The following is a 26618-nucleotide window of genomic DNA, read 5'->3' on the forward strand; positions in this document are numbered from 1 at the left end:
AGTTACGCTTCGCTCGGTTCTTATAACTCTCTGTACTTTGACAAATAAAGACGGCAAGCGGCTATCCGCATGAGCTTGAAACGCCCCGCGGATGGGAGTACCGTCTGCGCCTTAGAAGGGCACCTCTGATGTAAACGTGTGTAGGGCAAACGCCTGAAAGCTGTACGACAGAGAGGCTAGAAAGCGAATCCAGTAGTGCGCGCCCGGCCCGACAGCCCAGCCCGCTACGCCAACCTAATTCTGGCGCCGTTTGCCCACATGCCAAAAACCAGTGCCACGCTGCTGATAATCGATGATGACGAAGTGGTGCGAGCCAGCCTCGCAGCCTACTTGGAAGACAGTGGTTTCAGCGTCCTGCAGGCCAGCAACGGCCAACAGGGTCTTCAGGTATTCGAGCAAGACAAGCCCGACCTGGTCATCTGCGACCTGCGCATGCCGCAGATGGGCGGACTCGAACTCATTCGCCAGGTCGCCGAGATCTCCGCGCAGACACCCGTCATCGTGGTCTCGGGCGCGGGTGTGATGAACGACGCGGTCGAGGCTTTGCGCCTGGGCGCGGCGGATTACCTGATCAAACCCCTGGAAGACCTGGCCGTGCTAGAACACTCGGTGCGCCGGGCCCTGGACCGTTCGCGGCTGATGGTGGAAAACCAGCGCTACCGCGAAAAACTGGAAACCGCCAACCGCGAGCTGGAAGCCAGCCTGAACCTGCTGCAGGAAGACCAGAACGCCGGGCGTCAGGTGCAGATGAACATGCTGCCGGTCAGCCCCTGGTCGGTCGACGACTTCCATTTTGCCCACCAGATCATCCCGTCGTTATACCTGTCGGGTGATTTCGTGGACTACTTTCGGGTCGATGAGCGGCGAGTAGCGTTTTACCTGGCAGATGTTTCCGGTCATGGCGCCTCGTCGGCGTTCGTGACGGTGCTGCTGAAATTCATGACCACGCGCCTGCTGTTCGAGTCCAAGCGCAATGGCACGTTGCCGGAGTTCAAGCCTTCGGAGGTCCTGGGGCATATCAACCGGGGCCTGATCAGTTGTAAGCTGGGTAAACATGTCACCATGGTCGGTGGAGTCATCGACGAGGAGACGGGCTTGTTGACCTATAGCATCGGCGGCCATCTGCCGTTGCCTGTGTTGTACACCCCGGACAGTGTTCGGTATCTGGAAGGGCGTGGTCTGCCGGTGGGCCTTTTCAACGAGGCGACCTACGAGGACCACGTACTGGAATTGCCACCCGTATTCAGCCTGACGCTGATGTCTGATGGCATTCTGGATCTTTTGTCGGAGCCTACACTCAAAGAGAAAGAAGCGGCCTTGCCTGAACGGGTGAGTGCTGCGGGCGGCAGCCTGGAAGGTCTGCGGCAAGTGTTTGGATTAGCTACGCTAGGGGAGATGCCGGATGATATCGCCCTGTTAGTGTTGAGCAGGAACCTTTGATGAGTACCGGTAGAATCCAGTTCGCCGAGCAGGACGGCACATTTGTCCTGAAGTTTGTCGGTGAAGTGCGTCTGACCCTTTGTTCGGCGCTGGATGCGACTATTGAGCGGATCTTCACTGCATTGAATTTCAATGCCATCGTGATCGACCTGACTGAAACCCGCAGTATCGACAGCACCACCCTTGGCCTGCTGGCCAAGTTGTCGATCCTGTCGCGGCAAAAGGTCGGCCTGCTGCCGACCGTCGTCACCACCCACAGCGACATTACCCGCCTCTTGCAGTCGATGGGCTTCGACCAGGTGTTCAACATCGTCGGTGACCCGGTGCCGTGCCCCGAATGCCTGGACGACCTGCCTGATCAGGACCAATCCGAAGAAGACGTGCGGATCAAGGTACTGGAAGCCCACAAGATCCTGATGGGGCTCAACGAGTCCAATCGTGAGGCGTTCCATGACCTGGTGAACGCGCTGGAACGACCTGGCTCTTGATTCATCTCCGTGGGCCGACATCAAGGCTTGCGGATAGATGCGATGAAAAAAGGGGGCGAACCCATCCAGGTTCGCCCCCTTCTTGTTTCGACTGCGCTTAGAGCTTGGCTTGCAGCAGCGCCTCGAGTTTCTCCTGGTCCCGGGCGAACTGGCGGATACCTTCGGCCAGTTTCTCGGTGGCCATGGCGTCCTCGTTGGATAGCCAGCGGAATTGCGCTTCGTTGAGGCTCAGGCGTGCTTCACCGGCCTGTCCAGGCGCCAGCTTGCGTTCCAGCTTGCCTTCGTCGGCGGCCAGTTTCTCCAGCAGTTCCGGGCTGACGGTCAAGCGGTCGCAACCGGCCAGTTGTTCGATCTGATTGATGTTACGGAAGCTGGCGCCCATGACTACGGTCTTGTAGTCATTGGCCTTGTAGTAGTTGTAGATGCGTGTCACGGACTGCACGCCTGGATCATCGGCGCCGGTGTAATCGTTGCCATTGGCCTTCTTGTACCAATCGTAGATACGGCCTACGAACGGCGAAATCAGGAATACCCCAGCGTCGGCACAGGCCGCGGCCTGGGCGAAGGAGAACAGCAGGGTCAGGTTGCACTGGATACCCTCGCGCTCCAACTGCTCGGCGGCGCGGATACCTTCCCAGGTCGATGCGATCTTGATCAGGACGCGATCACGGCCGACGCCGGCCTTCTCATAAAGATCGACCAGGCGATGGGCACGCTTGAGCATGGCGTCGGTGTCGAACGACAGGCGCGCATCCACTTCAGTGGAAATACGCCCCGGAATCACCTTCAGGATCTCCTGGCCGACCGCCACGCCAAAACGGTCGCTGGCCAGGCCGACATCACCCTTGCAGTCCGCCACGCAGGCGTTCAGCAGCTCGGCATAACCGTGCATCGCCGAAGCCTTGAGCAACAGGGAAGGGTTGGTGGTGGCGTCCACGGGTTTGATGCGGGCAATAGCTTCGAAATCGCCGGTATCGGCCACGACGGTAGTGAATTGCTTGAGTTGTTCCAGCTTGGAAGTCATGAGCGTGCTCTGTCCTATGGGTCTGTTGACATTACCCGAGGGCTGACAGCCACTCAAGGGCGTGAAGAGGTATCGACAGCCCCGGCGGCAACAACCTGAAAACGGCTGTTTGAATGGGCGGGGCGAGTATCCGTAAATACGATGCCAAAACACCACGCAGGTTCAAACCCAGTGACGATCAACGCCCTTCCAGCAACTGAGCGGCCTGATCCAGCAATGCCAGCGGATCCTTGGCCTTGTGGATATCCACCGACAACAACTGCCGAAACCGCCGCGCGCCCGGAAACCCGGTGCCCAGCCCCAGTACGTGGCGAGTGATGTGATGCATCGCCCCGCCTGCGGCCAGATGATCGGCAATGTAAGGTCGCAACCGCGCCAGGGCCTCGGCCCGGGTGATGACTGGTTCCATGCTGCCGAACAGCTGTTGGTCCACCTCGGCCAGCAGATAAGGGTTGTGATAGGCCTCGCGCCCCAGCATCACCCCGTTGAACGTCTGCAGATGCTCATGGCAGGCCTCCAGCGTCTTGATGCCGCCGTTGAGCACGATCTCCAGGTCCGGAAAGTCTGCCTTCAACCGAGCCGCCACGTCATAGCGCAAGGGCGGAATGTCGCGATTCTCCTTGGGGGATAGCCCCTCCAGAATCGCGATACGCGCATGTACGGTGAAACTCCTGCAACCCGCCTCGCGCACCGTCCCGACGAACTCGCATAGCTGCTCGTAGCTGTCGCGCCCATTGATTCCGATGCGATGCTTGACCGTCACCGGAATCGACACCCCATCACGCATCGCCTTCACGCAATCGGCCACCAGCCCCGGATGCCCCATCAGGCACGCACCGATCATATTGTTCTGCACCCGGTCGCTGGGGCAGCCGACGTTGAGGTTCACCTCGTCATAACCATGGGCCTCGGCCATACGCGCGCAGGCCGCCAGATCAACCGGGACACTGCCACCCAGTTGCAGCGCCAGGGGATGCTCGGCTTCGTGGTGACGCAGGAAACGCTCATGATCGCCGTTGAGCAACGCCCCGGTGGTGACCATCTCGGTGTAGAGCAAGGCGTGTTTCGAGAGGATGCGCAGGAAGAAGCGGCAGTGGGCGTCTGTCCAGTCCATCATGGGTGCAACACTGAAGCGCCGAGACAGCGTAGGCCGCGTATTTACTGGGCTAAGGCTCTGTTTATCTAGCATTTTACTCAACGTGTTCTGGGCGTGATTTCGGGCGTTTTCAGGCGTTTTTTAGGGCTCGGTGGTACGATGTACCACTCCAAAACTGACGCGTACCACTTTTGACATGGCAACTATCAGGGCAAGAAAACTGGCGGATGGGTCTGTTAGCTACACGGCTCAGATCCGCATCAAGCGCGACGGAGTGCAAGTCTATCAAGAGAGCCAGACCTTCGCCCGAAAACAGGCGGCGCAGGCCTGGGCGCGCAAGCGTGAATCCGAACTCGATGAACCTGGTGCCATTGAGCGAGCGAGCCGCAAAGGCGTAACGCTCAAAGAAATGATTGACCAGTACCTGATTGAGGTCGAGAAAGCCCGGCCGCTGGGCAAGACGAAACGAGCAACCCTCACGGCTATTGGCGAAACGTACATGGGTAAGCTGGACGATACCCAGGTCAACACCCAATGCCTGGTCGATTACGCGTTATGGCGGATGAGCCCCGAGGGGGGAGGCGTCCAGCCGCAGACCGCTGGCAACGACCTGGCCCACCTCGGCGCGGTGCTTTCCATCGGCAAGGACGCTTGGGGTTACCAGCTTGATCCTCTGGCGATGGGGGGCGCACGGCGCGTACTGCGCAAGCTCGGCTACAACTTGAAAAGCCGCGAGCGTGACCGGCGCCCTACGTTGGACGAGCTGGGGGCGCTCATGAAGCATTACCAGGACATGCAGGCCAGGCGTCGAAGCATCATCAACATGATGAAAGTGGTGGGCTTCGCCCTGTTTTCGACGCGTCGCCTCGACGAAATCACCCGGATTCGCTGGGACGATCTCGACGAGCCCGGCCAGCGGGTGCTGGTACGCGACATGAAGAACCCGGGCCAGAAGATCGGTAACGACGTGTGGTGCTACCTGCCAGACGAGGCCTGGAGGATCCTCAAGACCATGCCCCGTGCCGGCGAAGATATTTTCCCCTATAGCCCTGAATCAATCTCCTCATCCTGGGCGAAGGCCTGCAAGATCCTGAATATCCAGAATCTGCACTTCCATGACCTCCGGCACGAGGGTGTAAGCCGTCTGTTCGAAATGGACTGGGATATCCCCCGAGTGGCGAGCGTTTCAGGACATAGGGACTGGAATTCGCTGAGGCGCTACACCCACCTACGTGGCAAGGGGGATCGCTATGTGGGGTGGGAATGGTACGAAGAGATATTGAGGGCGCCCGTCCAACTGGGCGCCGCATCAATGAAGTGGCTCAAACGGCGTGTTTTAACCCGTTAAGCTGGTTGTTCTCCTTAACCGCGGCTGCGCGCTGTTGATCGAGATACGCGGCCAAGTCGGTGATATGGATCCCCTTGGCCGACTTCTGGCTGCGTTCCAGGCGAGTGATAGGAATTTTGATCTGTCCGCTCATCACCTTTCGTTGAAACATGTCTGGCGTCAGGTGCGTGAAGTAGTCCCGGCAAACCTGCTCCAGCGAGATAATCGCTTGGCCGTCGTACTGGGCCATCAGGATAAAGGCTGTGTTCATGATGTCCCTCACATCCGAAACGATTGATGAATGAGCGTCGGCCGGGCGGCACGTCCTGCAGGTTGCGCCTCATCCGCCTGAATCTCGCAAATGAACCTGTGCCTATTCCGATTCGTTGCGCTCAGTGCCTGGGTGAGCCCTGACAACGCGCCAACGCATTGCTCATAGGCATCCGGCCCATGCCAGCTTTGCGCAGGCAGAACCTGGCAGTCAGTACGAGTTGCGTCGCTGCATAAGTACAAAAGCAAGAGAACCGTCATATGTTCCCCTTCCGTTCCAGGCGGGGGCGGACAGATGTTGGTTTTATCGCTGAAGCCATGGCGACGACCCGCATGTCGCTTTCGCTCAGCTCCATGTCCCTACTGCCTGATGGGCTGGCGGGAAATAATCGATTGGCCTGTATAAATGCGGAGAAGGCCTCGTCGAAGTGCGCGGCCAGCGCGTTCCTCAAAGTGTCGAAGTGAAGCTCGAACTCAATTGCCTCAGCCGGTGTAACTTCCACACCGACCTTCTTTGGTCGGCTCTTGCTGGTATACAGGCTGGGAGTGCATGTGTCGCAGACCTTGGACATGATCTGCGCCGCGAGCTTTCGGTCGTACACAGTCACAATCGGAAACCAGCGGATTTCTCGGCACTCCTCGTTTAAGTCCTCGAGGGTTAAGCCGTGACGCGCTAACAAATTATCCAGCATGCGTTGCGCATTATCCTTCTCACCGCCTTCGCCACGCTCTGCAAGGGCCATCAGCTTGCGTAGCTTGGCCTGGACCTTCGCATCGCCTCCACGGGGCATTTGTGCTTGCATGGTGCTTCTCCTGGTAAGCGGTGGGGGAGTTGCCGCTCCCCGCGTTCCGCTTTTTGATTGTCAGCGTGCGTAGCGACGCGTTTGGTTTTGTTTCATTGCTTCCCGCTCTGCCATGAAAGCTGCCCACTCCAGCTTTTTGCGCTTCTGGCGAATCCGACTACAGGCCTGGTGCTTGCGAGTGGAGCGCGCTTTGCCACAGATATCGCAGCGGCTGGGCAGGTCGAGGCGTTGACTTGCCATGGCTGGCCGTGTCCTTGCTGGGCTGACAGACATAATTACTGCCCTCCCATGAGCATGCGCGTCAGGCCGTTGGGCTGGCCGTCCGGTGTCAACTTGCTCAGCGGCTGGGTGGTGGTGCGTCCATTGGCGCTACGCAATGTGGCTACGTCGCCGTTGATCTCTTCAATCACAGCTTTGCGAGCACTGAAGCGATAGCTACGACCGCCGCCACTGATTGCCACGTAGCTGACCGTGTCGCCGATAGCCAACGGGGTTGTGGTAGCCTCTGCGGCGCTACCTTGGGTTTGATTCACTTGCATGGTGCTTCTCCTTTGGTGGTAGGTGTCGGGGAGTTGCCGCTCCCCGGCACCGTCTTTTCAGGCCGTTCTGGCCTGGTCTTGCTTAATGATCGCTATGACTTCGTCCCGGTCCTTCGCGTACGCGAAAGGCAGTTCGCCGCCTGGGCGAGTGATCGGGTATCGCGCTTCAGGCAACCGGCACTCGGCCACGGTGTAGCCGCTATCGGTAATCCAACAGTTCTGTTGCACTTGCCCGTCTCGGTTGCGTTTCGGTGCCCACTTCATGCCCAGACCCTACGCAGGTCCTGCCAGATCTCATCACCGTCGGGGAAATAGGTGTGAACCTCTTGCTCGGGGCTGTTATCTAGCCGCAGGACTGCAATGCAGTCGTCGAACAGGCCAGCGTCGAGACGGCGCAGCTCGGTCAGGTCAAACGGATGTGCCGGGCCGTTGTACAACCCGAGCAGAAAACGCCCGATTACCCCGCTTTGCCCGGTGTTGCGTTGCGCGACCGGCAGCAAGCGAACCAGCGCCTGGACGCCGGCTTTGCGGATGGCCGGACGCTCGGCCTGGTACTGGAACAACTCGTCAAAGGCATCTTTGAGCGTTCTGTTGTGCATGATGCTTCTCCTTGAGTGGCAGGCGTTGCCGCGCCTGGTGTGTGTTGCTGTCGATTGATTAGGCCTGGAAGTGCCAGCACTTCACGATGGGCTGCTTGGTGATGACCGCGTTGCTGTGCTTGGCCTGGTGAGCCCGCACCGCGCTATCCGTCGCTTTGTTGATGTCGATCAGCTTTCGAGAGCGGGAGTCCTTCAGCCGCTCGCGCAGCTCGCTGACATCGGCAATTTTCTGGCGATGCTCTGCGGCGCACTTCACGAAGTCGTTGAGGTTGATGGCGATGATGTTGTCTTTCTTGCTGTGGTTGACCACGGGCCCATCGGCGTCGAGGCCTTCCAGGTACTCGTACACCTCCCAAAATTCGGCCACGACCGGATGATCGGAACTGATGGAGGCCTGGCGCTCTATCGCCATGCGAATAATCTGGGTGCGGGTGTTGCTGATCTGCGCATCGGTGAGCGAAACCACCATCCGCAGGCAGTCGAGCAACGCGAGCAATTGGGCGTGGTTCTTGTTGATCCGCTCGACACGGATATAGCCGCGCAGCTTGTTGCCGCAATGTACGCAGTCGCTTTGTTCGTCTTTGAAAGGAGTGTCGCAAGCGAAGCAGTGCGAGTGCAGGCAGCGCAGTTTCGCTTCGTAGCCGGGCAGGCACTGTGCAAACAGATCCATCACCTCGGCTTCTTTGCGCACGGCCTGCAACACGAAGTTACTCAGCGTTGCGCCTTCCAAGGCGTTGAGTGAGTCCGCAGCTGCGCGGCTCTCTGGGGTCACGTTCGGCCGCACGAAGTGCAGTTTGACGATGCGGGTCATGATCGCTTCAGAGGCCACCACCGGCGCGTTCTGGCTGATGGCAATGGTTCCCCGGAATGGCGGCTCATACGTTTCGTTGCCGGCGGTTTTAACCCCTTTAGTCGCCAGCGTGCCGCCGCCGTAATAATCCTTCAGCTCATCCCATTCGAAAGTTTTGGCGTGTGCCTTGTCCTCACCACTACGGTCGGATTCCAGCAACACGATAGGCATGCCAGACACCTGGCCCATCAAGCGGCTGCGGCCGGCCTTGGTGGATTTGGACGGGTCGAAGCCCTCATACCCATCACGGCCGAGTAGCCTCCATAACAACGTCAGCAAGGTTGTCTTACCGGCACCGGCTTCACCGGTGGCCTCAAGGAAGGGGAACGACTGGTAGCGATGACGAATTTGCTCGGCGAACAGCGAGCCGAACCAAAACGTCAGAGCGACGATGCCCTGGGTACCGAAGCATTGCCAGAGCAGATCCAGCCAGCGCGGGTCATAGTTCTTCGCGTCCTTGGTGAGTTGGATCTTGACTCCTTTCTGCAAGCTCTTGAGTTTCAGCTTGCCCATCTCGAAAAACTCTTCTTCGTTGATTGTGATCAGTTGCCCTTCGCGAACGGCCACATCGTTGAACACGTAGCAGCCGTATTCCCGGCTGTAGCCGACGTAGTCGATGGTCTGGACGGTTTTAATGCCAAACAGTTGGTCTTTCATGATCTTGTCCAGCTGCTGTCCACTGCCGGTGAATACCGCCCCGGCGCCCATGCCAAGAAGCCTTTTCTTGAACTCACTGGCAGCAGCGACCTGGCCGCCGGTGAAGGTGTTTTTCACGGAGCCGCCGTCGTGTGGGAAATCGACGCGGAAGAAATACCAGGACTCGTCGGTTATCTCGTTGCGCTGGAAATACAGTGCCTTGGGGTAGCAATTCGCGATCTCGACCACGCAGCCAGACATGCGCAGTGCCTTTTCGCGAATGGCCTTTTCGTTGAGTAGTTGGTCTTCTTTTTTGTCGCTGTCATCGAGCGCCTGTTTGGCGCTGTTGAACTTGGAAATATCCAACTTCCACCAGTACAAGCGGGAGTCGAAACAGAAGTGAAACTCCTCCCGTTCCCGCCACTGGTACATGAGCAATGCTTTATCGGTGGCGCTCTCGGCGATCAGCAGCGCGCCCTGGTGCTTGGCTTCTTTGAGGTCTTTGTCGATCCGCTGGGCACGTGCCTCGTCACCGTCCAGAAACGCCCAGCGTTGATGCAGATCGTTCCAATCGACCTTTCGAGCATCTGGTTGTGGGATCTGCGCGGCCTCGCAGACGAAGCCCAGCTCGCGAGCCTGCCTGACCCACGATTTAGTGTACTTCTGCGCGCCAGGCTCGTTATCCAGGGCCCAGACCAACTTCGGCGGCTTCCCCCCACAGTCCGCTATCAAGGCCTTCAACGATTCCTCAGGAAAAGCGTTGGAGGACAACGCTGCAACAGCGGAAATGCCGTTATGAATGAGCGCGATGGCATCGAAAATGCCCTCGACGATCCACAGTTCATCAACCTGGAGTACATCGATACAAGGTGGACACCACCAGTAGCCCTTGTAGCTTTGCTTGGGTTGGAAGCGAGCCTTCTTCTTGCCGAAGCGTGAGGGCTGATCGATCAAGCGCTCCCAGTACCCACCATGCTCCAGGGGGAATCTCACCGTGGCCGAGCCAATATTCAGGTCGCGGTCAAAATAACTTTCCTGGGTGTACCAGCCCTCAATCAGTTCCAGCCGAAAGCCGCGAGCAAAGGTGAGGTATGCCTTTGCGGTAGCTGTTGGCTCATCGTTGGTGGCTGGCGCTCGCTTGCTCCAGTCGTCAAAAAGGTCGGGGTAAAGCTCCTTGACTGGGGCCTGGTATCGGCACTTGTCCTCACGGCCGCAGCGAATAAACCAGGGTTCATCATGGCGAGAAAACAAGCGCTTCTGGTTGCACTGAGGGCAAGTGCCCTTGCGCATGTAATTCGTACCGACCATGTGTTGCAGGCCGTAATCGGACTCAAGGCGCTGAAGCACATCAGCGCGCAGCTTGTGTTCCATGGGCTTACGTACATAAGTTTTTGAGCCATGGGAAATGTCGAGTCGCTTATTCATCGGGTCTTACTTCACTTCGCCGAGACTGTATTTAAGGGCGCCAATCAGGCGTTTTTGCGCGGCCATCACCGGGAAGGCCGCTAGCAACGAGCCATGCCGCAAACCCTCGGGGATCCGGCGAAAACGGTCGTCGTACCAATGCTCGTTGAACTGCTGGGCGTACTGACTCCGTAGTGCTTGGAGCAGCGCCTCGGCCTCTTCGCGGGGCAGTTTTGCGGTGATGGCGACGTCGATTTGCATGGTCCACCTCGGATTTCGGGCAAAGCTCACCCAAACCCACGGGAAGCGGGGCAGGGCAGGTTGTTTAAACGGGGATTACTGAGGGTGTTGCTTCAGCGCGTCATCGCGCTGGGCGAGCAGGGTTTGCGGCAGCAGCCTTGCCGGAACCGGATACCGAAGGTCGGCCCGGGTATCGATCAGGTGGACGACCGTGCTGCCTGGGCTGTTGCCCCAGTCCACGCCGATCCACTTGCGCTGGTTGATGACTTGCAATTCAGTCCAAGCGTTGTGCACCAGCTTCTGTGCCATGAACACCGGCACTTCCAGCGCGGTGGTCATGTGCCGAACGCAGTTTTCGTACAACAGATCTGATTCCACCAGGTGCTGCGCTTCGTGCCGTTGCAAGTAGGCAAACGCCGCCCGTTGCATGCTGCTGCGGTAGTCGTGGTCAAGCTCTTCATGGTTCATTGCGCACACTCCATTTCCATTTGGTCGAGCAGGTCGGGTTGATCATTGGCGGACTTCATCGCAGCACGGCGCAGGGCAATGTCGGCGATGGGCAACTTGACGGAGGGGTTAGCCATACCGCTGGGGCTCATTTCATGAGTCATTTCGAACTCAGCCCGCACCGACCAGCCGCAGGCCTCGTTGGTGCATTGGAGGTAGGCCACCCGCAGGAAGATGTGCGTGCCTTCGCTGGTGCGGATACGCATGCGGCCGAGGCAGTGAGGGCAGACAAGTTTGTAGGTGCTCACTCAGCGAACCCCCGACCGTGCAGTTGAATGGTCGCCAGCACTTCGGCGTAGCGGGCTGACATGTACTTCATCAGGGCGGAAACAATGACTTCGGCCTCACCCTGCTCAATGACACCGTCGTCCAGGGCCTGGGCAATGATCTGGTCAACCAACCCACGCTTGGCGGCAGCTCTTACGGAGCGGTTGTACAGCTCGACGTTATCCAGCGTTCCAGGCACCGCGACGGGCACAAACATGCCGCCATACATGCCGGTAATGTAATCCGCGAGATATGACGTACCCGCAACTTGCTCGAGGCGATGGATATGTTCATCGCTCAGTGGCCGGCTCCCAGCGTTCTCATAGGCCTGGTTATCAAACTTCTTGATCGGCATCCCAAGGTCAGCTGCGGCGTAATGCCGGCCCCCGGGGTAAGCGGCAATGACGGCGCTGACTACGTCTTTGCGGTTGGCTAGAACTGAGCGTTTCATCTTCTGGTTTCCTACCTGAGCCAACGGGTCTAATTTGTGACGACGCCGTCTTTGATACCGAGCAACACCGCAGCGCGGTGGGACTCGCCCCGCAGACATTTCTTCTGTCCGTTCAACACGGCGTACACCGTGGACGGGGTCAAGTTGTGCTGGTCGGCCCAGTCTTTGGCAGAGAGGCCTTGATGCGCGAGGCGCTCACGTGCCTTTCGGCAAGCTTGCTCCGTGGGGTATGCGTTCGGCATAGTCTCGTTTCGTGTGATTTCGTGTGATGACAGGCGAAGTATTTCCCATGATTGTGGGAATGTCAATTCGTCGTGGAGACGTTTGTGGGAATTGGTGATCGCCTAAAACAAGAGCGCGAGCGCTTGGGCTTCAATCAGACCGAGTTCGCGGCGAAGGCTGGCGCCTCAAAAAACAGTCAGTACAACTATGAGAAGGGCGAGCGCAGCCCGGATGCCAGTTACCTGGCAGCAGTTGCTGAACAAGGGGTAGACGTCCTTTACGTGGTGACCGGCCAGCGCTCATCTGTGGGTGAAGATCAGCTGTCCGACGATGACTTAGAAATCGTGATGCACGTGCGCAGCCTGGACGATGAGGACAAGGGCGCGGTGATGCGCCTTCTCAGGGCTTTTACATTGAAAAAATAAGGAGTTGGGACATGAAAAGGATGACGTTATCAGTAGCGGTGCTGGCAATACTCGCTTCGGGTGTCTGCGGTGCCAAGGAAAAGACCCAGAAGGTTTCGAGCAAAGACTATGGAGACGCTTGGCCGTTTACGGTCGATAGCGTTGACCTGTTGTGCTTTGGACCGTCGCCTAAGGCGTTGGCCCGGACGTCGGATGGGACCGTCTACGCATTGAGCGGGAGTGCACGGAGTCAGGCAAAAGATCGCGGTTGGTCGGACGGCCAGGACATCACCAAACCCAATCCTACGATGCCATCCATCAAGATGGACTACAGCAATATCGTCCAACGTGCCCAGGCGCTCTGCGGCGGTGCGTAATTTGTAATGAAAATTTTTTCCCGTAGGCTGATGACACAACCAAACATGCTGAAAATTGCTCACTCCCCGGGCGCCTTGGTTGGTACCGATGTAGGTATCGGGCGCCCGAACGTGTTGAATGGAGTGACACATGTCGGTAATGAAAAAGGTAGATGTCGATCAGTCTGAAGTAATTGAATGGTCTGAACTGAATGAGCGTGAACGGACGTTTGTTCAGCTTTTCAGACTTCTCGACGAGGTTAGTCAGAAGGACTTAATTCGCTTTCTCAATGTACTGCTTACCCCCAAATAAAATTAACCCGGCCATGAGCCGGGTTTTCTTACGACTATGCTGACTCGTCGTGTTAAGCAGGGCCCTTTACATCCCGTGGTACAAACTCATCATTAACTGCTTCTGGCGAAGCCTCCGCTGAAGCTTCTTTTACGGGTTGTTTCTGTTTAGGTACGGGTTTGTAAGAAAAGCCTTCATTGAGATCACGAGCCATATGGCTTTTTAATACCTCAATTTTAAGGGCGGTTTGTTCCTGAAATTTTTCGTGGTCTGTTATGTCTAGATTTTTAGCGGAAGAGTGCACGGTTTCCCTAGCTACTACCAAAAGCTTAGCAAGTGTTAACCGGTCGCTATGAATCTTGAAAACTTTTTGAATCATTGCTAGTGCGAGCTTCCAGCTATAAATAATTGCCAGTGCGAAAATTGCTGCAAATGGAATTCTTAAAATGAAAGCGGCTAAAACATCAATGAAGGAAGTGTATTGTGCGGTTAGGAGGTTACTGGCCCCAACGTAAACTTGATAAACAGAAAAAATAATAGCTAATAGCGGGAGCGTTATTAGGGATAAATAAATTTTAGCTTGGGTGTTACCCTCTTTCACGTAGGGGCCATACTCATCGGATATTAGGTTTTTATCGTTTGTTAGTTTTGCTAGGTCAGCGTTTAAGTTTGAAATCTGTTTGTTTAAGTTCTCTGCGCTTTCTTTTAGTTGGGCTGTGTTGTTGGTTGCGTTGGTAAGATTGTTTTCCGCATTTAGAACGGATAGGTTGAGTCTTGTAAGTTCTTTGTTGCTATTTTCAAGTGCGGATTTAATTAGGAGTTGTTCTGCGTCGAGATTAGCCAGTTCTTCTTTTGTTAGGCTTATGGAGTTGGTGAGGTTGAGCGATTCCTCTGTTAGTTTTTCTGTCTCGGAAAGTATGTCCTGATATTCTGATTTGGCTGTTTCTTTGAACGCGCTTATGCTCCTTTTTAAGTCTAGTAATTGTTGGATGTCGTTGGCGTATTCGGAGAGTAGAGTGGAATCGCATCCAAAAACTGAGATTTTTTTAAGTGTGGGTTTGTATATAATCGAATCGGTTGATATTTCAAACCATTCACAAAATTTTCTTACGTATCCATACGCAAATACTGATTTGTCTACAAGGGAAAGTCTTAGTTTGTAGGGCGGAGCTCCAATTGGTTTGATGGTTACGGTTAAATTTGAAGATAGCTTTTCGTTGTTTTCTGCATAGAAGTCTATAGAGTCAAGATAGAATAGGCCTGTAGGGGTAAAACGTCTTACGGTGCTATTTGTTTTGACAGTGGTTGATGTGGAAGTTGTAGCTTCTAATAATGTTTGGAAGGTTGCGGTGGTCTTCCAAAAAGCGTTTCCAATTGGGTCGAGTTTTGGCATTAAGTTATCTAATGCAGATAGCTTGTTGTCTAATTCTTCTACTGAATGATCTGTCATAGGGGTAATTCTCTTGAATTCTGCATCAGAAGATAGCAGAGTGATATCGAATCGCTACCCTCGCATACGATTCCACTCTCGATCAACTGCCCGCTTCGCCGTCTTCTCTGAAGCATACAGCCACCGCAACCGCTTCGGCTTGCTCTGATCCCCCGCAGTCACCGTCTTCTCCTTCCCGGTTTTCTTGTCGCGGTAGTACGCGATGATCCCTGTGTAATTCCCTTGATTTTCCTCAGCCAGCCCCTCAACCGTATCCTCGGGCAGCTTGCTTTCCAGCTCCAGGCTGACGGTGTATCCGTTATCCGGGCTGAGGGTGTGCTGCACGTTGCCGCCGTACCAGATGATCTCGTCAATCTCTGGCTTCACGCCCTGGAGCGTGTAGGTCAGTTCGGGAATGAGGTCAGGACGACCCCGGGCGAGGGTATAGCTGAGCGTCGCGCTGCCACGTTGCAGGCGGTTGAATTCCGCCCGGGCAGCGCGCAGGGCGGACTGGCGGTCGCTGAAGGTGTGGCGTAGGTCTTTGAGGTTTTCACCACCGCCGGCGATGGCCTCCTGTTTCTTCGCACTGTTCACGTCGTAGAAATAGGCGCGGACACCGTCGTAGCTGTCGCGGTCAGCTTGCAGATAGCGGTGTTGGTCGCCATCGACGCGGGTGAGGGTGATATGCGGCAGCTCGGCGCCGGTGGCCGTCTTGCCGCCGCCCGCCGGCAGGCACAGCAGGCAGCCGGCCTTGACGGTGACCACCGCGTCGAACTCTTCCCCGACGCGGCTGATCAGGTTGGCGTCGGATTCGTTGGCCTGGTCCAGCTGAAGAATGGGCAATCCGTCCAGGGCGCCGGCGATGGTGGCGGTGAGGCCGTTGCCCAGGGCGATATCGCCCAGAACATCGCCGAGGGTGGTGTTGCTCCAGCTGCGCTCGCGCTTGGTCTTCAGGCCTTTGCGAAGGTCCGCCGAGCGGGCGCGGATGCTCAATACGTCCGGCGCGCCGCTGTGTTCGGTTTCATCGACGGTGTAGGTGCCTTTGTCCACCAGGCCTGTATCGCTCCAACCCAGCCACAGTCGGATGATCGCGCCTTTGGGCGGGATCGCCAGCAGCCCGTCGTGGTCGCTGAGGGTGATGCTGAGCTGGTCGGCCTCGATCCCGCGATTGTCGGTCAGCTCCAGGCTCATCAGCCGGGGGCTGATCAACTGGGCGATGTCGTTGCCATCGACCGTGATACGAAACGCCGGTACCGGGTAGGCCGCGTCGCGGCGGTAGCGCTCGGCCAGGCCTTCGACGTAGCCGGTCACCTTGGACAGGGCTGCCTCAATCAAAGCAGCGCCCTCAAGATGTTGACACCTGCGCTGGTACCGGCGCCGAGCAGATCGATCCGGTCGTCATCGATGCGCTTGAGGTTGATCGTGAATTCAATACGCCGAGGCGTGCCGTCACGGAAGAACAGCGTTTTGGTTTCGCTCAGGCCATCGATAATCCACAGGCCGTAGATCCGGCCGCTGCCTTCGACCATCGGCCATGCCCTGCCGGTGTTTGCCATCAGGCGGAGGGCGTCGAGGCTCAAGGCGCTGCCGGCCAGCTCTGGCAGGATGACGCCGGGCAGGGTGATGGTGTCGTCACCGCGCCCAACAAACTGCCGAGCCGGAGCGGCGCCGACGCGGCTGTTGCTCGCATGTCGCCATTCGGTTTGGCGTTGCAGCTCCTGATAAGCGGCGGTGGACAGGCTGAACACGAACATGCCCAAGGCAAGCATCATGGTGGGTTACTCCAGATCTGACAGTTTGCTGCGCTGGCGGGCGGCCTTTTCGCTGGCGATGCGCGCCAGCTCGGCTCGTACGGCGCGGCTGATCGCCTGGGCGTCCATGCCTGGCGTGGTGTGGATGTTGATTTCGTAGGTGTCGTGGCTGTCATGAACCGGCGCCGGGGTAGGGCTGATGGGCGCCCGATCATCGATCGACAACGAAGAGGCAGCGGCCGCCCCGACCGGGAATTGCGGCAACGGCATGGCGGCCAGCGGCATGGCGGTTGCGCCGAGGGCCAGTGTGCCGGCTGCCGTGAGTTGTTTGCTCAGGCTGGTCATGGCGCTCAGCGGCCCGTTTTGACTGCCCTCAAGCCCCTGGGCCAGGCCGGCCATGGTGAAGCCGCCCAGCTCTGCGAACACACGGGAGGGGCTGTGGATGTCGAGCTTTTCCTTGAACCAACCAATCACCGCATCGCCTGCCCCGGTGATGGCCTCCTTGGCTACGGTCAGGCTGTTGGTGATGCCATTTGCCAGGCCTTGAATCATCTGCGTACCCAGTTCAGCGAACTGTGCAGGCAGGCCTAACAAAAGGCTCAGCATATTGCCGATGACGGCACCGAAGCGTTCGCCCATTGACTGAGCGGCGCCACCGACGTCTTCGACGGGCGCAAGTAGCTGGCCGAACCAGGTGATCAGGCTGCTGACGCCATCTGATATCAGACTGAACAGGGGGCGTGCGATGCTGCCCAGAAGCTCCATGGCCGCGCCGACACCTGGCAGCGTCATGACGGCCTGGCCCAGGTTCAGCAGCGATTGGCCGAGCCCGGCGAAACTATCGAGTACCGGTTGCAAGGCCCCGACCAGGCCTTGCCAGAAGCCGAGGAAGAAGCCCTTGATCGGGTTCCAATATTTGTAGACCAGCACGCCAGCAGCAACCAGAGCAGCAATGGCCGCCAGCAGCCAGCCGATGGGCGTCGCCATGATGGCGGTACCGACCGCACTGATCGCGCCGCCGAGCATCGGCAGCACGCTGGCGGCAGCCAGGCGGGCGCTGCTGACGAAAGCGGGTAACGCACTGAGCAAACCACCCGCCGAGCGAGTTGCTACCAGGGACCGCCAGACTTTTCCAAGCCTGCCGATGTTGGCACCGGCGCCTGCTGCTGCGATGCGCGTGCCGATCAACTGGGCCTTAACAATGCCCAAGCGAATGCCAAACATGCCCATGCCGTACCGCACCATGGCGAATGGGCCGAGAAGGCTCGCCATCGTCAAAGCCAGGCCACCAAACACGAAGGCCAGGCCGGCCACAGCCGCTACGACCTTGACCAGGCCGCCGGCCAATCGTGGGTTCTCCCGAGCCCAGGCGCCGATGCTGTTGGCAACCTCCCCGAGGGTGCTGATGATTTGTTTCAGTTCGGGCGCAACAGCGGCGCCAAACTCGGCCAGGGCGTTAGTGAAGCTGCCCTCTGCGGCCTCCATGACGTTGGTGAGGGTGGCGAGCTGTTCGTTCACCCGCTTGCGCAAATCGGCTTGGTTTTGCAGTTTCTGTTGCACCTCCCGATAGCCCGCGATCCCCTTGTTCATCATGGTGTTCAAGGTGGTCATGGTTTCGGAGTCGTCGCCGAACAGCAGCTTAATCGTGGACGTGCGGTCCTCGTCGTTCAGGGACTTCAGTTTTTCAACCTGGGCGAATAGGTTTTCCAGGCCGGCGAAGTTGCCTTTGTCGTCGGTGAACTTGAAGCGGATGTTTTTGCCTTCCAGCTCCATGATCTTGTTGACGTCCTTGATCCCGTCCTTGTCCAGGCCAGCCTGGAAGATCTTCCGGTAGGCGTTACCTGCGGCACCGCCTTCCATGCCCGCCTGGTCCATCATGATCAGCAGCGGGGCCAGCTCGGCAGCAGCGTCGATGCCCGATTTCTTGATGGTGTCCATGACCGGTGCGATCTTGCTGAAACCCTGGAGCATGTTGGTCGGGTCTACGCCGGAGTAGAACCCACGCTGGATGATGTCCATCAGCCCCATCATGTCCTTTTCGGACGTTCGGGTGGCGTCTTGCATCTTTGCGGCAAATTCAGCCGCGGCTGTTACGGGCATCTGCAACTGAACGCCCAGGTACGCGGCCGCTTCGCCGGTGCCACCGAGAATGCTCTTGGCGCTGAGGCCTTGGCGCCGCAGCATGGTCATCATTTCTTGAAAGTCGGCCGTGGTACCAGGTAGGCGGTCGCCCAGCTTGGTCGCCAGGTCGGTGATTTTCTGGAAGTCTTCAGACACCTTGCCGGTGTCGTCCATCATCGAAACCTTGAGTTGCGTGGCCGAGTCTTCGTTCGGCGCAAAGGCACCGATGGCATTAGCCACCGGCCGACTCGCGGCATATCCCACACCCAGGCCGGCGGCTCCGTTCATTGCCATGTTGCCGGCGAGGTTCTGGGTTTTCTCCAGCTTGGCGCGCTCGATGGCAAGGCGCTTTTGCTGAGCATTCAACGCGACCAGGCGTTTGCCCTGTTCGCTGATGCTGGCGTTGGTGGCGCTGATTTGCTCGCGCAGCTGGCGTTCGTGACTGCTGAGGTTCTTGGTGCTGATGCCGGCGCCTTGAAGTTTGCTGCGCAGGGCCTGGAGCTGTTCGCCCTGTTGTTGATGTTGTTCCTTGAGTTTCTGCGCTTCGCGAACGGCTGCCCGAAAGTCCTTGGTCATCGCCTTGGTCGGCGCACCGGTGGCCGCGAACTGCTGGGAAAGCGCCCGTACTTTGTCGCGGGCGGCGACGAGGGCTTGCTCGGTTTGCTCGGCGGCAGCGCGCTGGGTGCGCCAGGCGCTGACATCCTTCTGTTGGGTGTTGAGTTCCTTGAGACGGTCGCGGGCTTCCTTGAGGGCGCGGGCGGCACCGATGCTGCCGTTGTTGATGGCCTTCAGGGGGCCGCTCGCCTTGTCGATGGCGTTGAGCAACACCTGAAGTTTTAAGTCATTCGCCATCGGTGGAACTCCGTACCCGGGCGCGCTCGCGCCACTCCATCAGCTCTTGCAGGCCCAGCTGGTCCATGTCAGCCGGTGCCCAATGGAAAACCACGGCCAGATCGGCCATGGCGTCTTCTACGCAACGAGGGACGCGTCCGTCTTCACCGACTTCTGCAACAAAAAACCAGAGATCTTGCTGCCACAGGCGAGCAGGTCGGCCGGGTCCATGCTGGCGGCTTCAGGCGCGGTGATGCCTGGTGCGCTGATGCGCGGCAGAATCTTGATGAGGGTGGCCACGTCCATGTTCAGCAGATCAACCAGGTGCACGCCGCGCAGTTCTCCGGATTGCGGTTTGCGCAGGGTGATGCTGTCGATGACGGTCTTCCCTCGGGTGATTGGGGTGTCCAGGGTGACGGTGTTGTCGTCAACGGGCGGCAGGGCTTCAAGGGTGTCTTCAGGTTTCATATGTGGCTCCAGATTGCAGGGTTAACCGCCCTGGTTCAGGGCGAGAGTGGTCAGATGCCGAGGGCTTTGCGCTGCTCTGCCAGCATGTCCACGCCATCGACGATTTCGATGAAATTGAGCAGGTCGATTTCGATGATTTCTTCGTTATCGACGATCAGTTTGTAGTAGGTGCAGGTGGTGGTGATGCTGTGCTCAGTGTCTTCACCCGGCTGCGCATCACCCATTTCGATGGTCTCGTGCCGGCCGCGCATCACCACCTCCACGGCGCTGATCTCGGCGGTATCGTCCTGCTGGAAAGAGCCGGTGAAGCGCAACGCGACGCCCGAGGCGTTGACGGCGCCGAACTGTTTGAGGGCGATCAGATCCAGGCCGCCGGTCTTCCATTCGAACTGAATGCCATCATCCGAGAAGCCGAGATCGGCCTTGACTGGGCCGTTCATGCCGCCGCCGCGATAGCCTTCCATCTTGCGGCCGAGCGGGGGCAGGGTGGCGCTCTTGACCACGCCGAGATAGCTGTTGGCGTCGTTGAACAGGTTGAGGTTCTTGAGTTTGCGGGGCATAGCCATGGCGGGGTTCTCCGTTGCTCGGGCACAGGGTCAGCTCCCCTTGCGGGGAGGCCCGGTTTAGCTGTTGATCTTGCTGGCGAAGTCGATCAGGTAGCGGTCGGTAATGCGCTGCCGTAGCGTGAGATCTTCCAGCGGTGGCACCGGCGTGTAGTCGTAATCCAGGAACAACTTGCCGGCCTTGAGCGTGTCCTTGTCGTTGGCGTCCTCCGGGTACCAGCACTGGCCGCCGATCAGGTAACCCGCCGCGACCATCTCGCGGAACTTCGCGTTTACCCCTTCGATGATGTCGCGCACCAGGGACGCATGCAGCGGCTTGTCCACAGCCCACATGTGCGCCTCGGCCATGGTGTCGGCCAGGATCTGCGCGGTACGGGTGTAGTTCTCGAAGGCGAACAGCGGGTCTTCGCTGGTGGTGCGGCTGCCCCAGAAGCGAAAGCCGCCTTCATTGATGAGTGTGGTGACCTCGTTGCTGTTGAGGTAGTTGGCGTCCGTGGCGGGGTTTTGCAGATCCCAGAACACGTCGGCGCTGATGCCGGTGACGCCGTTGACCGCGACGTTGGACAGCGTCTTGTGCCAGCCCACGTCCTGATCGATCTTGGCGCGCAGACCCAATGCCCGGGCCACGGCCGAGGCTGTGACCGTCGCGTTGGTGACGGTGCTCCAGTTCTGGAACTCCGGCCAGATGACCATTGCTTCGCGGGCGCCGAAGTTGTCACGGTAGGCGACCACCTCTTCCTTGGTTTTGCAGCCCCAGGCGCTCACGTAAGCGAAGCCGCGCAACTGCTGCGCGATGGTGACCAGGGCGGTGGCGACCGGCAGGCTGTCGAGGCCTGGCACACCGAGGATGCGCGGCACCATGCCGACGCGGGCCTTGGCGGCGAGCAGGGCCTTCAAACCGGTGTACTTACCCTCGGCCGTGGTGGTGCCGATCAGGGCGCTGGTGGTTTCCGCCTCGGTCTCGCCTTCCTTCACCCGCACGACGATGGTGTAGGGCTTAGTCTGGTCGGCGATGGCCTGAAGGCTCTTCGCCAGGGTGCCTGTGGTGCCGGCCTTGCCGATGGCGGTTTGAACGTTGGTCAGCAGGACCGGTGTGTCGAATGGGAAAACGGTGGCATCAGCGTCGTCGGCCGTGCAGACCATGCCGATAACAGCGGTGGGGATGGTGCGAATGGGGCGGGTGCCGTCGTTGAGTTCGATGACCCGCACGCCGTGGAGATAATCGGCCATGGGTTTGCCTGCGCAGTGATTGGGATGACAGTGCACAGGCTGCCGCGCGCGCGCCGGTTGGGCGAGCGCACGAGCTTGTAAGCGGTAGAGGTACAGGACGCAGAAAACCAATACTTCCTGATTGAGGGTTTTATTGGACCTGTATCTCCAGCCAGGCCGGAGCTACCGGTCGATGTTCCTTTAGCGGAAACTCCCCCGATTCAGGCCATCCGCGCAGTAAACGCCGATACGTTTGCAGCTCAGTGTATTGGGTTGCTGTCAGCGTGGTCTCTGAACCATCTTCCAGCTCGTCACGGTGACGCGTTACAACGCCGTCAGTAAGTGAAAGCTGATTATCTCGCCAGGCCCGCTCAATGGCGGCGAGTTCATCTGCCGTCGGCTGTGGCGGATCCTGCAACTCCGGTCGGCCATCAACCCCCCGGCCAATGATCTTGACCACCTGGCGCGGCTCAAAAAGTGCTGCGTGATCCTCATCAGATATTTCAATGCCTCCGTTATCAGTCAATTCGAAGGCAAATCGACCATCTTCTTCAACCCATTTAGCGAACATAGATACCCTCAATAGCCGATGGCTAGCCAGTTGTAACCACCAACAGTCACAGCGGAATTGTTGCCAGTCACGTTGGTTATGAAGCCCGTAAAACCTGTACGGGTCGGCTGTGAGCACTGACAAAGACTTGGATTAGGCGCCGCGCTAGCCCCAGCATACATAGCTCCCACATACATACAGGCTGTAGGAAATGCGACGGGGAACGTTACTGGCACTGTTCCTGACGCGGTATCCGTTGATGCATGCCCTATTTTAAATATCCAGCCACTGGGCAAAACTTGGTGGCCGTTAGCGCCAAAAATAGCCGCAAACATTGGAGACGATCGTAGACACTCAAGGCTGGCGTGGGCCCGCCACTTTTCACCGTCCGCCACCAGCAAGATGTCCGACCCCATGGACATGGTGTAAGGCGTCGCGACGGAAACGTTATTGATAGCCAGTGAGTCACCAGCCAACAGCGCCAACCTGGCCGCATCGACTGCGCTTGAAGTCGTAATCAGAATTGACGACCCCTTGGGCAGCGTATTTGCCTTCGGCAATGTCAGCGTACCGTTTGCGGACATCTCGATTCGTGTGCCGACGTGCGCCGCCGTTAAGATGACATTGCCTCCCGCAATCCCCGCGCTGTTGGCATAACTGCCCTTTTCACGTTGCACAAACTCGGCGGTTGCCAATAGCTTGCTGTTGTCAAATTGCGTGGGGGTATCTCCAAAAACCTTGGAGTACTGGAGTTGTGCCGATCCCGCAGCCCACCAAGCAGTCGCGCCATTGCTGGTCAGCACCAGGGTTGAACCCGGTTGAAGGGCAATGTTGTTGGGCTGGTTGAAATTGCCTGCGTTGATCAAATCAGCGCCCACACAGGCCACAGTCACAATGCCGCCGCCAATGTTGCGAAAGTGAATCGAACCGCCGGATGGCAAGCTGCTTGCGGCTGGTAATGTCAGAGTAAACGCCCCGATGGTTGAAACCAGCGTCCCAACCGCCGCCGCTGTCAAAGTGGTCGCCGACGTCAAACTGGTGAAGCCACGATAATTGCCCATGGAGCGCATGACGTATTCAGTCGTCGCGACTGACTTCGTATTGTCGAACAGCGGCGGCGTATTTGCCGTAGGGTTAATCAGTGCAGGCGAGTTGATGGGCGCAAAGCCCTGGGTGATGTTTTGAAACGCTAGCGCTGTGGTTCCCAGGACAATTGTCCCATCTGTGACCAACTGCCATCGGGTGTCGGCCAATGTTGCGCCTTGCTCGACTGACAAAATCATTGCTGACGTCACTTCGGCGTTACTGTCAGCATCCGGAGCACGCTGCCACGCCGCGCTGCCAGCGACGTAGATACCATTGTCCTTGGCGGCCGTCTGGTTCTTCACCAAAACCCGGTCCCCTGCAAGCAATGTTACGCCATCAACAATCTGCAACCCGGTCAATGCGATGTTCGCCGTGGTGGCCACTCGCACCGATTGCTTGCTGTCGAGCTTGTACAGTTCCTCAAGAATCTTGGAATCAACGTACTGACGTGTCGCCAAAACAACTGAGGGATCAATCTTCAATTCGACATTCGCCGTGTTGCTGACGATCAGGTTCATCCGCACGACTTGTGTGCGGCCTGAACCCTGGGTCAATAACGGCTTGAAGCTCGGCGCGCAGTTAGCCACGGCCACCAGATCACCGGCGGCGTCGTACAGGCCCACCTCACGAATCCACCAGCCGCCGACGTTTTCGGGGATGACCTGTTCGGCAATGATGATGTTCGGGTTGGCTGGGTCAACCTTGAGCTGATTCAGCGGGGCACGTCGGCGCTCGTTGATCAATTGTGTCTGCTGCTCGTTGGGCATAGGCTCTGTGCCGTTGGCATCGCCGACGCCCATCTGCGCGAATGTCCATGGGATGCCCAGGGCGTCCGCGTTGGCCTGTTTGGCCTTGCCGACGGCGGTGAGGATGGCGAAAAACTGGCTGTTTTGGTCTGTCATGGGTAGATGTCCATGGTGTCGATCTGGTGTTCACGGCCGCCCTGGTGGATATAGCCCGTGACCTCGATGTCTCGCTGTGTGGGTGGATAGATATCAATCTCGTCGCCTTCGGTGATGCAGGCGCCGATATGAACTGAACCGGTGGTTTCCAGGCTGATGGCGAGCCCGGTGAGATGGCGTGTTAGGGGTCTGGCATCGTCGATCAGCCAGGTGAGTTCCTGGTACATCTCTTCGGTGATACCGGTGTCCAGTACGCCGACCTTGAGCCTGAAGGTGGCCCGAGGGCCGACCGGAACGGTCTGCCACCATTCGATGATTTCAATCAGATAGCCGAGCGGTTCAACCACTCGGCGCAGTGACCCGATGGTGCCTTTGCGCGAGTGGATGTAGTACGCGCTACGGATGGCGGCGCGCTTGGCCGCTTCGGTCCATTTGCTGTCCCAGCGATCCACGGAGAAGGCCCAGGCCAGATAGGGCAAAAGGGGCAGTGGGCATAGGTCGGGGTTGTACAGCGTGCGCAACGGAATCGGCACACGCTGGATCTGGGCCAGCGCCTGCGCCGCTTGACGCTCCAATGGCGTCGAATTGCTTGGAAGAAGGGGCGCGTCTGCCATCATTCGGCCCCCAACGCCAAATCGACGGCCGTGCAATACGGGGCCTGGTACTTCGTGGCAACGATGTCTGCCCAGTTCTCCAGCACGACCTTGCGCACACCCTCGACGTGCAGCGAGGCGTGGATAATGGATTCCGAAACCTCCAAGCCCAGGCGGCGCCGTTGGTGCACGAAAGCCAGCAACTGCGCATTGGCCGCCGCGAGAATCAACTCGCTCTCAGGGCCGGACGTCGAAAGAAACAGCTTGGCCTTGACCTGGTAGTTGATGACCTGGGCGCTTTGCACGGTGAGCCGATCCGCGACAGGGCGGCGGTCGTCGTCGCTGAGGTAGGCATTGACCTTTGCCAGCAGCGTGGGCGAGGCGGTGCCGTCACCCAGGATCGATTGCACAGTCACCACCGCCTCGGCCGGGGCGGGACTCTCGGCAGTGGCGTCGGCCACCTGGCCGTCAGCAGAGCGCGCATGAAAGATGTAACTGTTACGCGGGCCGGCGGTGCTGAGGCCTTCCCATGCCATTTGAGCCCGCTCCCGCAGGCTGTCGTCGCTTTCCATAAGCAACGGAACCGGCGGCACGGCCGAGGGCTTGGCGGCCTGGATGACCAGGCGCTTGACGTTGAAGTTACCGGCCAGGTTCTCCAGATCGCTGCCCTTTGCCAGGGCAAGCATGTTGGCGACGGACGCCTCATTGACGCGTTGGCGCCATACCGTCTCGCGGTAGGCGTTCTCCTGGAGCAGTTTGGTCAAGGGCTCAGATTCCAGCTCAAGCCGTGCGGCGATCTCGGCTTGTTCCTCGACCGGCCAGAGGCCGATGGCGTAGGCCTTGCGCTCGGCGAGGATCTGCTCGTAATCGACCTGCTCAACGACCTCGGGCGCGGGGAGCTGGCCCAAGTCAATCGCGACAAATGAGTTCATGCGCTACCCCCCAAGTTCAGCGGTACGCTCAGACTCAACGGCTCGTTGCTATCGACGATGCTGCCCTCGATATCCAACGAGGATTGACCTTGCAGCGTGGCGCCCTGGAACTGCACGCGGCTTAGGCTGATACGCGGCTCCCAGCGCATCAGCGCCATGACGGTGGCCGCGTACACCTGCAAGCGGGTGACATCGTTGAAAGGGTGGTCCACCAGCTCGGGCAACAGGCTGCCGTATTCGCGCCGCATCACCCGGGTACCTATGCGCGTGCTGAGGACGTCGCTCATGGATTGGGCGATGCTCTCCACGGTGGTGATGGCGGCGCCGGTGTGTCGATTCATTCCGGTTTCCCCGTCTTGCCGCTGCCAGGCATGACGTCACCGTGCAGGTGCTTCACCAGGCTGATGCCGGCGGCCACCACATCTACCGAGACGGTGACCTTACCGGTGACGTTCTGGTTGCCGGTCTGGGTGTAATCGCCCTGGTGCGTGATGTTGCCGACGATGTTGATACCGCCAGTGCTGACCAGGTTGGTGGTGCCGCCATCGGTGAGCGTGGCGTTGAGGTGGTGAGCGACGCTGTCGTACTCGATCACCGTGCCGTCGCGGTAGGTGACTCGGTGTAGGCCCTCGCGGTCGCCGTTGGCGGGGATCTGGTCGCTGAAAAGCCCGGTCAAGGCGACACCGTTGCCGAGTTGGCCCGAGGGGCTGAACAGCAGAACCTGCTCATTGACGGTCGGTGGGTTCCACTCTCGGTCGGCGCCGGCCCGCAGGGCGATCCACGGCAGCCAGGCAGTGGTCAGCGTTCCGGTTTTGACCTGCACACGCGGGGGCTGCATCTGGACGGCAGCGATGGTGCCGAAGCGGATGAGGTTTTCTATCAGGCGGGCGAGGGTGGCTAAGTCGTTCATGGCGCCGATGGTGGCGCCACGCGTGCGGGAGTGCAGCTTCGAAGAGTTGTGTAGTGAG

At 58.6% G+C, this 26618-nt stretch carries 31 protein-coding genes; 5 read left to right on the forward strand and 26 right to left on the reverse strand.

What is annotated here, in order from left to right:
- Window positions 1–258: 258 nt before the first annotated feature.
- Window positions 259–1440, forward strand: a complete 1182-nt coding sequence (gene rssB, locus AC1M7R_RS20605) for a two-component system response regulator RssB (protein ID WP_072388955.1) — start codon at window positions 259–261, stop codon at window positions 1438–1440.
- Window positions 1440–1928, forward strand: a complete 489-nt coding sequence (rssC, locus tag AC1M7R_RS20610) for an anti-sigma factor antagonist RssC (protein WP_072388953.1) — start codon at window positions 1440–1442, stop codon at window positions 1926–1928. The genes rssB and rssC overlap by 1 nt, the downstream gene beginning before the upstream one ends.
- A gap of 97 nt (window positions 1929–2025) precedes the next feature.
- On the opposite strand, the gene tal is transcribed toward rssC, so the two are convergent.
- Together tal and dusA are read right to left on the reverse strand one after the other, a co-directional pair.
- The gene (gene tal, locus AC1M7R_RS20615; protein ID WP_072388951.1) at window positions 2026–2952 is read right to left on the reverse strand and encodes a transaldolase; all 927 of its coding nucleotides are present in this window, start codon (window positions 2950–2952) and stop codon (window positions 2026–2028) included.
- A gap of 178 nt (window positions 2953–3130) precedes the next feature.
- The gene (dusA, locus tag AC1M7R_RS20620; protein ID WP_490609864.1) at window positions 3131–4141 is read right to left on the reverse strand and encodes a tRNA dihydrouridine(20/20a) synthase DusA; all 1011 of its coding nucleotides are present in this window, start codon (window positions 4139–4141) and stop codon (window positions 3131–3133) included.
- Between the two features lie 103 nt (window positions 4142–4244).
- On the opposite strand from dusA, the gene AC1M7R_RS20625 reads away from it, so the two are divergent.
- The gene (locus AC1M7R_RS20625) at window positions 4245–5396 is read left to right on the forward strand and encodes a tyrosine-type recombinase/integrase (protein WP_490609865.1); all 1152 of its coding nucleotides are present in this window, start codon (window positions 4245–4247) and stop codon (window positions 5394–5396) included.
- Here the strand turns inward: AC1M7R_RS20625 and AC1M7R_RS20630 are convergent.
- The 10 genes from AC1M7R_RS20630 to AC1M7R_RS20675 form a co-directional block, all read right to left on the reverse strand.
- Window positions 5371–5646, reverse strand: a complete 276-nt coding sequence (locus AC1M7R_RS20630) for a pyocin activator PrtN family protein (RefSeq protein WP_122567964.1) — start codon at window positions 5644–5646, stop codon at window positions 5371–5373. The genes AC1M7R_RS20625 and AC1M7R_RS20630 overlap by 26 nt on opposite strands.
- Before the next feature lie 256 nt (window positions 5647–5902).
- Entirely contained in the window at window positions 5903–6448 is a 546-nt protein-coding gene (locus AC1M7R_RS20635) for a DUF2786 domain-containing protein (RefSeq protein ID WP_490609866.1), read from the reverse strand.
- Between the two features lie 275 nt (window positions 6449–6723).
- The gene (locus tag AC1M7R_RS20640; RefSeq protein ID WP_305483096.1) at window positions 6724–6987 is read right to left on the reverse strand and encodes a hypothetical protein; all 264 of its coding nucleotides are present in this window, start codon (window positions 6985–6987) and stop codon (window positions 6724–6726) included.
- 260 nt (window positions 6988–7247) lie between these two features.
- Window positions 7248–7586: a DUF7673 family protein gene (locus tag AC1M7R_RS20645; RefSeq protein WP_490609867.1), complete on the reverse strand. Its 339-nt coding sequence runs from the start codon at window positions 7584–7586 to the stop codon at window positions 7248–7250.
- 58 nt (window positions 7587–7644) lie between these two features.
- Window positions 7645–10497 carry a toprim domain-containing protein gene (locus AC1M7R_RS20650; RefSeq protein WP_490609868.1) on the reverse strand — a complete coding sequence of 951 codons (2853 nt, stop codon included), beginning with the start codon at window positions 10495–10497 and terminating at the stop codon, window positions 7645–7647.
- A 6-nt stretch (window positions 10498–10503) separates the two neighbouring features.
- A complete protein-coding gene (locus tag AC1M7R_RS20655; RefSeq protein WP_305389114.1) occupies window positions 10504–10737 on the reverse strand; it encodes a hypothetical protein in 234 nt (77 codons plus the stop codon).
- A 75-nt stretch (window positions 10738–10812) separates the two neighbouring features.
- Entirely contained in the window at window positions 10813–11184 is a 372-nt protein-coding gene (locus AC1M7R_RS20660) for a hypothetical protein (protein WP_025569534.1), read from the reverse strand.
- Window positions 11181–11471, reverse strand: coding sequence for an Ogr/Delta-like zinc finger protein (locus AC1M7R_RS20665; RefSeq protein ID WP_003183346.1), 291 nt, complete (start codon window positions 11469–11471; stop codon window positions 11181–11183). Before AC1M7R_RS20665 ends, AC1M7R_RS20660 begins: the two co-directional genes overlap by 4 nt.
- Complete coding sequence (locus AC1M7R_RS20670; protein ID WP_490609869.1) at window positions 11468–11941, reverse strand: YmfL family putative regulatory protein; 474 nt, start codon at window positions 11939–11941, stop codon at window positions 11468–11470. Before AC1M7R_RS20670 ends, AC1M7R_RS20665 begins: the two co-directional genes overlap by 4 nt.
- Window positions 11942–11970: 29 nt before the next feature.
- The gene (locus AC1M7R_RS20675) at window positions 11971–12183 is read right to left on the reverse strand and encodes a DNA-binding protein (protein WP_027912655.1); all 213 of its coding nucleotides are present in this window, start codon (window positions 12181–12183) and stop codon (window positions 11971–11973) included.
- Between the two features lie 84 nt (window positions 12184–12267).
- On the opposite strand from AC1M7R_RS20675, the gene AC1M7R_RS20680 reads away from it, so the two are divergent.
- Together AC1M7R_RS20680 and AC1M7R_RS20685 are read left to right on the forward strand one after the other, a co-directional pair.
- On the forward strand, window positions 12268–12588 hold the full coding sequence (locus tag AC1M7R_RS20680; protein ID WP_003199725.1) for a helix-turn-helix domain-containing protein: 321 nt from the start codon (window positions 12268–12270) through the stop codon (window positions 12586–12588).
- Between the two features lie 11 nt (window positions 12589–12599).
- Window positions 12600–12944, forward strand: a complete 345-nt coding sequence (locus AC1M7R_RS20685) for a DUF2511 domain-containing protein (protein WP_003199726.1) — start codon at window positions 12600–12602, stop codon at window positions 12942–12944.
- Between the two features lie 344 nt (window positions 12945–13288).
- Here AC1M7R_RS20685 and AC1M7R_RS20690 read toward each other — a convergent pair whose 3' ends face one another.
- From AC1M7R_RS20690 to AC1M7R_RS20755, 14 genes are all read right to left on the reverse strand, one after another.
- A complete protein-coding gene (locus AC1M7R_RS20690) occupies window positions 13289–14665 on the reverse strand; it encodes a hypothetical protein (protein ID WP_003199728.1) in 1377 nt (458 codons plus the stop codon).
- A gap of 54 nt (window positions 14666–14719) precedes the next feature.
- Window positions 14720–15979 (reverse strand): phage late control D family protein, encoded by a 1260-nt coding sequence (locus tag AC1M7R_RS20695; RefSeq protein WP_490609870.1) that lies wholly within the window; start codon window positions 15977–15979, stop codon window positions 14720–14722.
- Entirely contained in the window at window positions 15976–16416 is a 441-nt protein-coding gene (locus AC1M7R_RS20700; protein ID WP_145132730.1) for a phage tail protein, read from the reverse strand. Before AC1M7R_RS20700 ends, AC1M7R_RS20695 begins: the two co-directional genes overlap by 4 nt.
- A gap of 6 nt (window positions 16417–16422) precedes the next feature.
- Window positions 16423–19368 carry a phage tail tape measure protein gene (locus tag AC1M7R_RS20705; protein ID WP_490609871.1) on the reverse strand — a complete coding sequence of 982 codons (2946 nt, stop codon included), beginning with the start codon at window positions 19366–19368 and terminating at the stop codon, window positions 16423–16425.
- Complete coding sequence (locus AC1M7R_RS20710; protein ID WP_003183333.1) at window positions 19358–19477, reverse strand: GpE family phage tail protein; 120 nt, start codon at window positions 19475–19477, stop codon at window positions 19358–19360. The genes AC1M7R_RS20705 and AC1M7R_RS20710 overlap by 11 nt, the downstream gene beginning before the upstream one ends.
- Before the next feature lie 8 nt (window positions 19478–19485).
- Window positions 19486–19815: a phage tail assembly protein gene (locus AC1M7R_RS20715; RefSeq protein ID WP_490609872.1), complete on the reverse strand. Its 330-nt coding sequence runs from the start codon at window positions 19813–19815 to the stop codon at window positions 19486–19488.
- Between the two features lie 50 nt (window positions 19816–19865).
- Window positions 19866–20381: a phage major tail tube protein gene (locus tag AC1M7R_RS20720; protein ID WP_003199739.1), complete on the reverse strand. Its 516-nt coding sequence runs from the start codon at window positions 20379–20381 to the stop codon at window positions 19866–19868.
- 57 nt (window positions 20382–20438) lie between these two features.
- Window positions 20439–21608 (reverse strand): phage tail sheath protein, encoded by a 1170-nt coding sequence (locus tag AC1M7R_RS20725; RefSeq protein ID WP_490609873.1) that lies wholly within the window; start codon window positions 21606–21608, stop codon window positions 20439–20441.
- 130 nt (window positions 21609–21738) lie between these two features.
- Entirely contained in the window at window positions 21739–22158 is a 420-nt protein-coding gene (locus tag AC1M7R_RS20730; RefSeq protein ID WP_490609874.1) for a phage tail protein, read from the reverse strand.
- A gap of 8 nt (window positions 22159–22166) precedes the next feature.
- Window positions 22167–24125: a phage tail protein gene (locus AC1M7R_RS20735; protein WP_490609875.1), complete on the reverse strand. Its 1959-nt coding sequence runs from the start codon at window positions 24123–24125 to the stop codon at window positions 22167–22169.
- A complete protein-coding gene (locus AC1M7R_RS20740; RefSeq protein ID WP_208667021.1) occupies window positions 24122–24739 on the reverse strand; it encodes a phage tail protein I in 618 nt (205 codons plus the stop codon). Before AC1M7R_RS20740 ends, AC1M7R_RS20735 begins: the two co-directional genes overlap by 4 nt.
- Window positions 24739–25650 carry a baseplate J/gp47 family protein gene (locus AC1M7R_RS20745; RefSeq protein WP_490609876.1) on the reverse strand — a complete coding sequence of 304 codons (912 nt, stop codon included), beginning with the start codon at window positions 25648–25650 and terminating at the stop codon, window positions 24739–24741. Before AC1M7R_RS20745 ends, AC1M7R_RS20740 begins: the two co-directional genes overlap by 1 nt.
- Window positions 25647–25991 carry a GPW/gp25 family protein gene (locus AC1M7R_RS20750; RefSeq protein WP_490609877.1) on the reverse strand — a complete coding sequence of 115 codons (345 nt, stop codon included), beginning with the start codon at window positions 25989–25991 and terminating at the stop codon, window positions 25647–25649. Before AC1M7R_RS20750 ends, AC1M7R_RS20745 begins: the two co-directional genes overlap by 4 nt.
- Complete coding sequence (locus AC1M7R_RS20755) at window positions 25988–26560, reverse strand: phage baseplate assembly protein V (protein ID WP_490609878.1); 573 nt, start codon at window positions 26558–26560, stop codon at window positions 25988–25990. The genes AC1M7R_RS20750 and AC1M7R_RS20755 overlap by 4 nt, the downstream gene beginning before the upstream one ends.
- Window positions 26561–26618: the final 58 nt, after the last annotated feature.

The sequence above is a fragment of the Pseudomonas sp. MS01C9 genome (genome assembly GCF_058202755.1).